Here is an 11,760-nt window from a genome sequence, read left to right as displayed (position 1 = left end):
TCAGCAAATCCTTAGGGAAAGAGTGCCGGCCTGCCGCGCATCCGGCGCGCACTCACGCAAGGTCCGGCTGCCAGGCAGCGGCACGTACCAGTTTGAGCACCGCCCGCAACTCCCGCGGGTTGACGGGCTTGAACAGGATCGGCCAGCCGCTGGCGGCCACCTGTCCGATGAACTGGCTGGACGTATCGCCGGTCAACAGCACGGCCCTCACCCCCCCCTGCGAGCGTGAGCGCAGCGTCTGGAGGAAATCAAGACCGGACATCCGGCCCGACAGCCGGTAATCGCTGAGGTACAGGTCGGCTGATTCGATGCCGGGCTCGGCCAGCGCCTCTTCCGCCGAGGCGAAGTGGACGACCTGGGCCCCATGGGCCTGCAGCCACGCGGCGAGCGCCCGGGCCACCTCCTCGGCATCCTCGACCACCACCACCCGGCTGCCGCGCAGGTCCAGCGCGCCGGCCGTATCGCCAGGGGCATCCGGCTTCGCCCGTGCGCGGGTCCCCTGCGGCAGGGTGATTTCCATGACGGTGCCCTTGCCCAGCCGGGAGCGACATGCAAGCGGCATGTCGAGCAGCGTCGACATCCGGTGCACGATGGCCAGCCCCAGACCCAGGCCCTTGCTGCGATCCCGATGTGGATTGCCCACCTGGTAATACTCATCGAATACATGCGCAAGGTGCTCGTCAGCAATGCCGATGCCGGTGTCCCACACCTGCAGCTTGAACCCCTGGGGAACTCGCCGCACGGCCACCAGCACACCGCCCTGCGGCGTGTACTTGATGGCATTGCCCAGCAGGTTGCGCACTATCGAGGACAGCAGCTGTTCATCGGTCAGCACCGTCACCTCCTCGGCAGGCAAGCGCAGGCGCAGCCTCAGTCCCTGGGCAGTGGCCTGCGGCATGAACTCCTGCACCAGTTGGGCCAGGACAAGCTCCAGATCGACCGGCTTCAGGTTGGGCTTGATGGCACCGGCTTCCAGCTTGGAAATGTCCAGCAGGGTATTGAGCAGATCTGTGAGCGCCAAGACGGAGGACTCGATCAGGTGGGCGGTCTTCTGCTGTCTGGCATCGAGATTCGACTCGATCAGGCCGCCCAGCAGCAGATGGATGGCCTGCAGGGGCTGGCGGATGTCATGTCCGGCATAAGCCAGGAACTTGGACTTGATCTCGTTCTGCTGGCGCAATTTCTGCGTCGTCCGCTCCAGGCGGCGCGCCAGCTTCTCCAGCTCGGTGCGCGTGCGTTCGTTGATCATCAGGATGAAACCCACCCCTGCCAGCAGAACACCCGCCCCCAGCGATGCAATGTAAAACGACTGCACCGGGGACGGCTGGAACAGGCCGGACTCAACCCCGACCTCACCGACCGTCAGCAGGCGCAGCAAGATGCCGACGGCAGGCAGCGCCAGCGCCAGCTGGGTAACTCGCTCGCCGAACGTCCCCTTGGCATGGCGCGACAGGTGCCACAAGGCAAGGGCAAAAGCACACAACAGCGAAGCGGTGACCACGGCCAGGCGCAACGCATAGGTGTCCGCCGCCAAAGTGATGACGGTCACGACGGTGAAAAAGGCCGCCCCGGCCAACACCAGCGGCCGGATGGCGGGCTGCTCGCCGTAGAAGCGCCTCAGGCTGCGGCCAAACAGCAGCACCGCCACGACAATGAGGGTATTGGCCACCGCCACCCCCCAGAAGGGATGCACCTTCTCGCGCAGGTTCAGCAGCACCACGGCCAGCAGGAACCCCGAATCCGCTGCGATCCATTCGCCCATTCCCCTGATCTGCGCCGACACGCTGCGGCGTAGTGATACCAGGATCAGCATGGCGACCAGCGCCAGAAAGGCACTCATCACGATCACCGATCGGGGGTCGAGCAAACTCATGGGCAGTCACCCCTGTGGAGTGCATGGCACGTCAGCAGGCCCAGACGACAACTGCAACACATCAACCCTCCCGTGACATCCTTGCCGGAGAAAAGGACGGAACAGGCCGCCAAAGCGTCAGCTCACGCCTTGCCAAAGACCAACCGGCTCGCCAGTTGGTACAGGTCGGTCCAAGGTGCCGTCAGGTCTTCCAGCACGCTGAAATGGTTCTTGCCGGGAAGGGTCCGGCACACCGGCACCACTTTTTTGCCCCAGGCCTGCTGGATCAGCCGGTTGTGGCGGATGAACTCGGCGCTTTCGTCGCCCCCGGCCACGGTGTACAGCACACCTTGTTTCGGCGCAGCGAGCCGAGCCGGACTGGCCAGGCGGACCTGCTCGGGTGTGAGCTTGAGCGAGTCCTTGAGGAAAGGGGTGTGCATGATCGGTTCCAGGTCGTACAGGCCGGAAATGGACAGGGCACCTTTCACCAGGTCGGCCGGCAGGTCCTTGGCATAAGCCGGCCAGAGGCAATTCAGCAGCATGGCCGCCAGATGGCCCCCCGCCGAATGGCCCACCACATGGATGCGCTTCGGGTCGCCGCCGTACTTGCGGGCGTTGCGCCAGACCCAGGCCAGCGCCTTGACCATCTGCAACGTGATCTCGGGAATGGTCACCGCCGGGCACAGTGCGTAGTTGGGGATCATCACGCAAGCCCCCTGGTTGGTGAAGGCCGGGGCGATGAAGGCATGCTCGGCCTTGTCGAGCGAACGCCAGTAGCCGCCGTGGATGAACACCACCACCGGCGCACCGGCGGCCGGAGCCGGTTGCGGCGCCAGACGCGAACGCGGAAAGATGTCGAGCGTTTCCATCGGTCCATCGCCATAAGCGACATCCAGCGTGTGTGCATGGACCTCACGCACATCGTCAGAGGCATCTGCCCATTGGGCGAAGTGGGCAGCGTGTTCAGGCACCAGCGCCCGGTTGTTGTACATGCGGTCCAGCCATTGCTTGTCCCAAGAAGCCATTCGCGATCTCCAATCTGTGTTCTGAACATTTTCGCAGGGCTTGATCTTGTCACACTCCCACTGTTCGACGGTGCGTGGCCTGCGGCAAGGGGAAACCCTGAGAAGAACAAGTCGCGGTATTCTTGTTTCATGAACCTCCACGCCAAACTCCAGCAGCGCGCCGCCGAACAGCGACCGATCCGTGTCGGCCTGATCGGTGCCGGCAAATTCGGCTCCATGTACCTGGCCCAGATTCCGCGCACGCCCGGCGTGCAGCTGGTGGCCATTGCCGACCTGTCACCCGACGCCGCACGCGCCAACCTCGCCCGTGTCGGATGGAATCTTGCTTCCACCCAGGCGAAATCTGCGCAAGACGCTATCAAAACAGGAGCAACCTGGATCACCGATGACTGGCAGGCGGTCGTCACGCATCCGCAGATCGACATCATCGTCGAGTGCACCGGCAACCCGGTTGCCGCAGTGGACCACATCCTGGAGGCCTTCGCCCATGGCAAGCACGTGGTCAACGTCACGGTGGAAGCCGATGCCTTCTGTGGCCCGCTGCTGGCGCGCCGTGCGGCGCAGGCCGGGGTGGTCTATTCGCTGGCCTTCGGCGACCAGCCGGCACTGATCTGCGATCTGGTGGACTGGGCGCGCACCTGCGGCTTCCCGGTGGTGGCGGCCGGGCGCGGCCACAAGTGGCTGCCGCATTTCAGTGAATCGACGCCCGAGACCGTGTGGGGCAACTATGGCCTGACGCCCGAGCAGGCGGCGCGCGGCGGCCTCAACCCCAAGATGTTCAACAGCTTCCTCGACGGCTCCAAGCCCTCGATCGAAAGCACGGCGGTGGCCAACGCCACCGGCCTGACGGTGCCCAGCAACGGCCTGCTCTACCCGCCGGCCAGCGTGGAAGACATTCCTTTTGTGACCCGGCCGAAAAGCGAAGGTGGCGTGCTGGAGCGCAAGGGCATGGTGGAGGTGATCTCTTCGCTGGAGGCCGATGGCCGCAAGATTCCCTACGACATCCGCATGGGCGTGTGGGTCACGGTGGAAGCCGAGACCGAGTACATCAAGAACTGCTTCGAGGAATACAACGCCCACACCGACCCCAGCGGGCGCTACTTCACGCTCTACAAACGCTGGCACCTGATTGGCCTTGAAGTGGGGGTCTCGGTCGCCTCTGTCGCCCTGCGTGGTGAGCCCACCGGCGTGGCAACCTGCTGGAACGCCGACGTGGTGGCCACCGCCAAGCGCGACCTGCAGCCCGGCGAGATGCTCGACGGCGAAGGCGGCTACACCGTCTGGGGCAAGCTGCTGCCGGCCAGCACCTCGCTGCAGCTGGGCGGCCTGCCGCTGGGCTTGGCGCACAATGTCAAGCTGGTGCGTCCGGTGAAAAAAGGCCAAAGCCTGTGCTGGGACGATGTCGCCATGGATACCAACACCCATGCCTACCAGGTGCGACGCGAGATGGAACGCATGTTTGAGGGAGTGAGAAAAGAATGAAACTTGCCTTTCTGGGCATCGGGCTGATGGGATTTCCCATGGCCCGCCGTCTGTGCGAAGCGGGACATGAAGTCCACGTCTGGAACCGCAGCCGCGACAAGGCGGAACGCCTGGCAACCCTGGCCACCGTGCACGACACCGCGGCCGCAGCCGCTCGCGAAGCGGAGATTGTCATCACCATGCTGGAGAACGGCGAGGTGGTGGAACAGGTGCTGTTTGGCGCCGGCGTTGCCAACGCCATGAAACCGGGCACCGTGGTGGTCGACATGTCGTCCATCAAGCCGGCCGAGGCCCGTGCCCATGCCGAACGCCTGGGCGACTACGCCATCACGCACCTTGACGCGCCGGTATCCGGCGGCACCATCGGCGCCGAACAGGGCTCGCTGGCCATCATGGCCGGTGGCAAGCCCAGCACCTTCGCACGCGCCCAGCCGGTGTTCGCAGCACTGGGCCGCGCCACCCTGGTCGGTCCTGCGGGTGCGGGCCAGTTGGCCAAGCTGGCCAACCAGATGATCGTGGGCATCACCATCGGCGCCGTGGCCGAGGCCTTGCTGCTGTGCCAGAAAGGCGGCGCCATTCCGGCCAAGGTGAAAGAAGCCATCACCGGCGGCTTCGCCGACAGCCGCATCCTGCAGGTGCACGGCCAGCGCATGGTGGAGCGCGACTTCGAGCCGCGCGGCCGCATGACGGTACAACTGAAGGACATGCGCAATGCGCTGGACACAGCCAGCGGCCTGGGCTTCGATGCCCCCATCACCGGCCTGCTGGAGAAGCTGTACGCCGACGGCGTGGAGCATGGCCTGAGCGACCTGGACCAGGCCGGCCTGTTCGTTGAACTGGCACGGCGTAACGGCATGGCCTAAGACCTTACCGCCACGCCTTACTCCTCGGCCAGCATGTCCGAGCCGTTGCGGATACGGTGCATGCTGGCAATCGGCACCGTCCAGACGATGCCGTCGCCGATCTGGCCCGTGCTGCAGATCATGATGATGGTGTCGCGGATCTCGGCCACCATGTCGTCGTCCACCAGCACCGTCACCATGACCTTCGGTGTGTAGTCGGTCAGTTCTTCCCTGACCGTACGTTTGCCCACGGACGCCGGGGCCGTGAAGCCCTCGGCCTTGATCAGCGTGAGGCCGGGAAAATTGGGAATGCCCCGCAAGGCCTCGCGCAGCAGCGGCAGGCGGTTGGGGCGGACGATGGCACGGATTTCTTTCATGGCATTTTTCCTCGATTCTCTCAGGCCTCGACTTCTTTTTCTTCAAACCAGCGGTAGAGCACCGGCACCAGCAGCAGCGTCAGACTGGTCGACGAGAACAGGCCACCGATCACCACCACCGCCAGCGGGCGTGTCACCTCCGAGCCGGGGCCGGTGGAAAACAGCATGGGGATGAGCGCCAGCAGCGCCACCATCGCGGTCATCATGACGGGCCGGAAACGGTGTGTGCAGCCCTCCAGGATGGCCTCGTCGGTCGACAGTCCCGCCTCGCGCTTCTCACGGATGAAGCTCACCAGCACCACACCGTTGAGCACGGCAATGCCCCACAGGTTGATGAAGCCCACTGCCGCCGGCACGCTCAGGTACTCGCCGCTGAGGGCCAGCGCCACCAGGCCGCCGATGGCTGCCAGCGGCAGCACCGTGATCACCAGCGCGGCATACCGCACCGAATTGAACAGCATGAACAGCAGGAAGAAGATCGCCACGATGGTCAGCGGAATGATCAGCGACAGCCGCTCGATGGCGCGCTCCATGTTCTCGAACTGGCCACCCCAGGACAACTCGTAACCCGGCGGCAGCGGCACGCTGCGCCCGATGCGGCCCTGCGCCTCGGCCACGAAGCCGCCCAGGTCGCGCCCCTGCACGTTGACGCCCACCACCAGCCGGCGCTTGCCGCCATCGCGGCTGACCTGCGCTGGCCCGTCGCCGAGCGTGATGTGGGCCACGTCACGCAGCGGCACGATGGCGCCGGTGGGTGCGCGCAGCACCAGATTGCCGATCGACTCCACGTCCGAGCGGTACGCGGCCGGCAGCCGCACCACGGTGTCGAAGCGGCGCTCCCCCTCGTACACCTGGGTCGCGACCTTGCCCTGCACCGCGATTTCGATCAGGGCGTTGACGTCCTCGACGTTCAGGCCATAACGCGCGATGGCTGAGCGGTCGATGCGGATGGTCAGGTACTCCTGGCCGCTGACGCGCTCCACCCGCAGGTCGGTGGCGCCAGAGGTGGCCATGAGCGCGGCTGCCACCGCGTCGCCGAGCTTGCGCAGCTGCTCCAGGTCGTCACCAAAGATCTTCACCGCAACCTGGGAGCGCACGCCTGACACCATCTCGTCCACCCGCGCGGCAATCGGCTGGCTGATGGCGATCTCCACACCCGGCAGGAACCTGAGCTTGTCGCGGATTTCAGCGGCGATGGCTTCCTGGTCCATTCCATCGCGCCACTGGTCACGGGGCTTGAGCATCACGATCGGGTCTGACTCGTGCGGCTGCCCCGGATCGGATGCCGACTCGCCGCGCCCCAGGCGCGAGACCACGGTCTGCACCTCGGGCACGGTCTTGATGGCACGCATGGCCTGGCTTTCCAGCTTGATCGACTCCTCGATCGAGATCTTCGGCACACGCACGATCACCGGTGTGATGGACCCTTCCTGCATGGTGGGGATGAAGGCCGTGCCGAGGAAGGGCACCAGCGCAAAGCTGCCGACCAGCGCCACCAGCGCTCCCGTCAAGACCTTGCGCGGCTGTGCCAGCGACCAGTGCAGCATGCGCAGGTAGGGTGCCTTGAGCTGGCGCAGCAGCCAGGTGTCATGCTCGGCGCCACCCTTGAGGATGAAACTGCACAGCATCGGGCTCATGGTGAAGCTCAGGATGAGCGAGATGGTCAGCGCAATCGCAATCGTCAGCGCCAGCGGTGCGAACATCTTGCCTTCCATGCCCTGCAGGCTCAGCAGCGGCAGGAACACCAGAATGATGATGCCCACGCCGTACAGCACCGGCTTGCCGACCTCGGATGCGGCTTCCAGGATCACCCGGGCGCGTGACTTGCCCTCGTGGGCCGGATCACCAAGACGGGCAAAGGCGTTCTCCACCACCACCACGGCGCCGTCGACCATCAGACCGATGGCAATGGCCAGGCCGCCGAGCGACATCAGGTTGGCGCTCAGGCCGATGCGGTTCATCACGAAGAAGGTCAGCAAGGGTGTGAGGATCAGCGTGGCCACCACGATGATGCTCGAGCGCACGTCGCCAAGGAAGACGAACAGGATGACGATCACCAGCACGATACCTTCGGCCAGCACCTTTGCCACGGTCTTCATCGCCGTGTTGACCAGTTCCGAACGATCGTAAAAGGGCACGATCTGCAAGCCGTCGGGCAGCATCTGCCGGGTATTGATCTCGGCGACGCGCGCCTTGATGCGCGTCACCACCTCGCGCGCGTTGCCGCCGCGGATCATCTGCACGATGCCGGCGACCGACTCGGTATCGCCATCTTTGATGATGGCCCCCTGGCGCACCTCGGAGCCGAAGCTCACCTGGGCCACGTCTTTCACATACACCGGTGTGCCCTGGAACTCCTTGAGCGCGATGTTGCCCACGTCCTCCAGCGAGGAGATCAGGCCAACGCCCCGGATCAGGTACTGTTCCGCCAGCGCCGGCAGCACGCCGCCGGACGAATTCGCGTTGTTGCGCGCAATCGCGTCATGGACCTCCTTGACGCTCAGGCTGTAGTAGCGCAAGCGGTCCGGATTAACCTTGACCTGGTACTGGCGGGCGAAACCGCCCTGGCTGTTGATGTCGGCCACCCCCGGCACGGAACGCAGCATGGGCCGTACCACCCAGTCCTGCACCTCGCGCCGCTTGCGCAGTTCCTCTTCCGACAAGGGCTTGAGCCGGCCATCCGGGCCGCGGTCATCGGCACGCTCCAGCGTGTACTGGTAGACCTCGCCCAGGCCGGTCGACACCGGCCCCAGCACCGGCGTCACACCGGCGGGCATGCGCTGACCGACTTCCATCAGGCGCTCCAGCACCAGTTGGCGTGCGAAGTAGACATCGGTCTTGTCGGTGAACACCAGGGTGACGAGCGACACGCCGTTGCGGTTGAGCGAACGCATTTCCACCAGCCCGGGCAAGCCGGTCATGGCAATCTCGATCGGCGCCGTGATGAAGCGTTCGACCTCGGTCGGCGGTCGGCCCGGCGCCTCGGTCGCCACCTGCACCTGCACATTGGTGACATCCGGAAAGGCATCGACCGACAGGCGCTTGACCGCCAGCAGACCGGCCAGCAACAGCACGCAACTGATCACCGCCACCAGGATGCGCTCCTGCAGCGACCAGCGGATCAGGCCTGCGATCATTTGGTCGCTCCGGCCGTGGCAGGTGCGGCGCCATCTGTCAGCAGCCGCTGCGCACGGTCATTGTTGAGGTGGAAGCCGCCGTCGGTAACGATGATCGCCCCTGCGCTCAACCCCTTGAGCACCGGCCGCAGCTTGGCCGTGACCGGCCCCAGCTCGACCTGCGTCAGGCGAAAGCTGTTGGGCGCCACCTGCACGAACACGTGGTCGCGGTCGTTCTCGCGCACCACTGCCGTTTCGGGCACCACCGGCGTGTTGTGGGTCGCGCCCGCAATGCGCAGCGTGGCCAGCATCTGCGGCTTGAGTTCGCGCCGGGCGTTGTCCACCTGGGTGCGGATCGCCACCGTGCGTGTTTCGGGCTGGATGGTGTCACTCACGAACACCACCTGGCCGGTGAACTTCTGGTCAATGGCCGGCACTTCGATCTCCACCACCTGGCCGCGCTGCACCGAGCGCGCCGCCTGCTCCGGCAACGCCCCCACCACCCAGACACTGGACAGGTCGGCCACGGTGAACAGCTGGTCGCCAGGCTGCACCACCTGGCCCTGGCTCACCTTGCGTTCGATCACGACGCCGCCCAGCCGCGCCACCACACCAGCCTCGGAATGCAGACTGCCTTCGGTACGCAGGCGTTCGATGGCGGCCTGCGGCAGGCCGAGCAGGCGCAGCTGGTCCTCGGCCGCGCGCTTCTCGGCACGCGCAATCGACAGCTCCGATTCGCGCCGCTGCAGCTCGGCCGAGCCGATCACATCCGCCTGGATCAGCTGGCGCGCCCGCTCCACGGCACGTTCGGCCAGAGACAGGCCCGAGTTGGCACGCAGATAGGCCAGCTGGGAGGTGGTCAGCTCCGGGCTGCTGACCTGGGCCAGGGTCTGCCCCGGGCGCACCGTATCACCCAGCTCGGCCAGCACCTGCGTCACCCGGCCGGTGACGGTCGCGCCGATGCGGCTGACCAGCCGCTCATTGGCTTCAATGCGACCCGGATGCTCCTGGATCAGTGCCACGTCGGCCAGCACGACTGGACCGATCTTGTAGTTGGCCGCCTGCTCGGGGCTGATGCGCACCAGCAGCGGATCGCTGACCACCTGGGGCGCCGCCGACGCATTGGCCTCGGTCTTGTCCGTGCATCCGGCCAGGGTCATCAGGCCGGCTACGACAGCCAGCCCCGCGACGAACAGCCGGGTTCGTCGCAGTGTGAAGGGGGGAACGAATCTCATGACGTGTCCTTCGGAATCAAAGATTGTCTTCGGCGTAACGGCCGGCGAGGTAGTCGAGGTCAATGCGCGCAGCCTGTACCTGGTAGCGCGCATCGAGCAGGTCGGCACGTACGGACTGCAAAACGCGCTGGGCATCAAGCACATCGAGAATGCCGCGCTCGCCAAAACGGTAAGCGGCCTGGGCCACACGCAGCGCTGCCTCGGCCTCGCGCATGGCGCCCTGCCCCAGCGCTTCCACACGCAAGCGGGCCATCTCCAGTGATTTCCAGGCCTGCAAGACCTGCTGGCGCATTTCCGCCTGACGCCCCTCCAGCCGGATGCGGGCACGCTCCAGTTCGGCCGCGGCTTCCGCCATCGGACCGCTGCGCTGGTCGAGCAGCGGAATCTGCACCTGCACGCCCAGCGTGCCATGGCGCAGTTCGACATCCGTCGACTCGGTGTAACGCACCTCGACACCGGGCCAGCGGCTGGCGCGTGCCGCCTGCTGCTGGCTCTGTGCCTTCTCCACCTGGCTTTGCAGCGCCTTGATCTCCGGGTTGTGGAGCTGCGCCTGGCGCTGTATTTCGTCGAGTTCGCCCAGGCGAATCTCGTCGTCGAGCGCGCCGCGCAGGCTCCAGCGTGCCGGCAGTTGGCCGGCTGCCAGCCGGTTGAGACTCAACAGCGCCTGTTCAGCCTGCAGCGTGGCGTTTTGCTGGCGCTGACGCGCATTGATGATTTCCGCATCGGCCTTGATGATCTCGTAACGCGCGGCTTCGCCGCTTTCCACCCGCAACCGTACGCGTTCGCGTACCTGCTCCAGCAAGGCCACGTCCTCGGTGGTCGCACGTACCTCGGCCCGGCGCAGCAGGTATTCAAAGGCACGCAGCTGAACCTGTGCTGCCAGTTCGTTACGCACGATGGCGACCTGATGGCTGCTGCCGCGCTCGTTGGCACGGGCGGCCTCCATGCGCGCGCCCCGCAGCACCGGGTTTTCGATGAACTGCGACAGCGCCCAGCCCTGCACCCGACCAGGATTGGCCGAAGCCAAGCGGGCCTGGGTCTGGCCTTCGCTCCACTCCAGCCGGGGGTTGGCCAGCGCAGCGGCCGTGCTCACACCGGCCGCAGCTTGGTCACGCGCGCGGCGTGCAACCTGCAGGCCGGGGTTGTGCACCAGGATGGTGCTTATCAATTCCGGCAAGCTCAACGATGGCCCGTTGTGGGGCGCTGAGTTCGCCATCTGCGTTGACGCCGGCTGCGCCCAGGCATGCATCGCCGGCCAGAGCAGCAAGCACATCAGGGGTTTCCAGTTGACAAGGTATCTCATACGCTAGGACTCACAGGCAAATATCCACGGCGGCACACCGGCATGGCCGGTCCGCCTCAGAACAACAACAAAAGTGGAAAGATCAGCCCAGGCTGCGTGGTGGTGGCAAGCCAGGTTGCACACCCACCTGAATCAACGGCGTCCGGGTCTCGATCGAATGCAAGACCCGCAACACGTGCATGGCAAGGGGCAAAGCCGGCAAGACATCCAGGTCTGCCCAATCGCCTTGATCGGCATCGGTGCAGGTGCCTTGCAATTGCGTGGCACTGCAGGCCAGCATAGTCGCCGTGTGCCCGTGCGCGGCAGACACCATGTCGGTCACTGACTGCAAAGGCGGCGTCGGCAAGGTTTTCGCATTCACCAGCAGACCCAGCAGGCACATGAGTAGACCTGCACACAGCAACCCGACCAGCGCGCGCCGCGGCCAGAACACATGGTCTGTACGGGAACGAGCAGGAAGTGGCGCAAGGGGGTGCATGGTGTTGTCAGGCATCAAGACATGGCCTTGATGCGCAAGAATTAGGCCAG

General features: G+C 65.5%; 9 protein-coding genes. 2 read left to right on the top strand and 7 right to left on the bottom strand.

The window, feature by feature from the left end; translation table 11 throughout:
• Positions 1–52 precede the first annotated feature (52 nt).
• On the bottom strand, positions 53–1,873 hold the full coding sequence (locus CDE01S_RS07890) for an ATP-binding response regulator (RefSeq protein WP_084382801.1): 1,821 nt from the start codon (positions 1,871–1,873) through the stop codon (positions 53–55).
• 122 nt (positions 1,874–1,995) lie between these two features.
• Positions 1,996–2,877: an alpha/beta hydrolase gene (locus CDE01S_RS07885; RefSeq protein ID WP_066705645.1), complete on the bottom strand. Its 882-nt coding sequence runs from the start codon at positions 2,875–2,877 to the stop codon at positions 1,996–1,998.
• 129 nt (positions 2,878–3,006) lie between these two features.
• Between CDE01S_RS07885 and CDE01S_RS07880 the strand changes: the two genes are divergently transcribed.
• On the top strand, positions 3,007–4,359 hold the full coding sequence (locus CDE01S_RS07880; RefSeq protein ID WP_066705643.1) for an NAD(P)H-dependent oxidoreductase: 1,353 nt from the start codon (positions 3,007–3,009) through the stop codon (positions 4,357–4,359).
• Positions 4,356–5,222, top strand: coding sequence for an NAD(P)-dependent oxidoreductase (locus CDE01S_RS07875; RefSeq protein WP_066705641.1), 867 nt, complete (start codon positions 4,356–4,358; stop codon positions 5,220–5,222). Before CDE01S_RS07880 ends, CDE01S_RS07875 begins: the two co-directional genes overlap by 4 nt.
• Positions 5,223–5,239: 17 nt before the next feature.
• On the opposite strand, the gene CDE01S_RS07870 is transcribed toward CDE01S_RS07875, so the two are convergent.
• The 5 genes from CDE01S_RS07870 to CDE01S_RS07850 form a co-directional block, all read right to left on the bottom strand.
• A complete protein-coding gene (locus tag CDE01S_RS07870; protein ID WP_066705639.1) occupies positions 5,240–5,578 on the bottom strand; it encodes a P-II family nitrogen regulator in 339 nt (112 codons plus the stop codon).
• 20 nt (positions 5,579–5,598) lie between these two features.
• Positions 5,599–8,715 (bottom strand): efflux RND transporter permease subunit, encoded by a 3,117-nt coding sequence (locus CDE01S_RS07865; RefSeq protein ID WP_066705637.1) that lies wholly within the window; start codon positions 8,713–8,715, stop codon positions 5,599–5,601.
• Positions 8,712–9,929, bottom strand: coding sequence for an efflux RND transporter periplasmic adaptor subunit (locus CDE01S_RS07860; RefSeq protein ID WP_066705635.1), 1,218 nt, complete (start codon positions 9,927–9,929; stop codon positions 8,712–8,714). The genes CDE01S_RS07865 and CDE01S_RS07860 overlap by 4 nt, the downstream gene beginning before the upstream one ends.
• Positions 9,930–9,945: 16 nt before the next feature.
• A complete protein-coding gene (locus CDE01S_RS07855) occupies positions 9,946–11,112 on the bottom strand; it encodes a TolC family protein (RefSeq protein ID WP_245636133.1) in 1,167 nt (388 codons plus the stop codon).
• Positions 11,113–11,314: 202 nt separating this feature from the next.
• Positions 11,315–11,725 carry a hypothetical protein gene (locus CDE01S_RS07850; RefSeq protein ID WP_157077074.1) on the bottom strand — a complete coding sequence of 137 codons (411 nt, stop codon included), beginning with the start codon at positions 11,723–11,725 and terminating at the stop codon, positions 11,315–11,317.
• Between the last annotated feature and the right edge of the window lie 35 nt (positions 11,726–11,760).

Origin of the sequence: Curvibacter delicatus NBRC 14919, from assembly GCF_001592265.1 — a bacterium.
Classification (GTDB): Bacteria; Pseudomonadota; Gammaproteobacteria; order Burkholderiales; family Burkholderiaceae_C; genus Hylemonella; species Hylemonella delicata.
The sequence above is the reverse complement of the archived record's forward strand: the minus strand, read 5'-3'. Positions and strand labels throughout refer to the sequence as shown.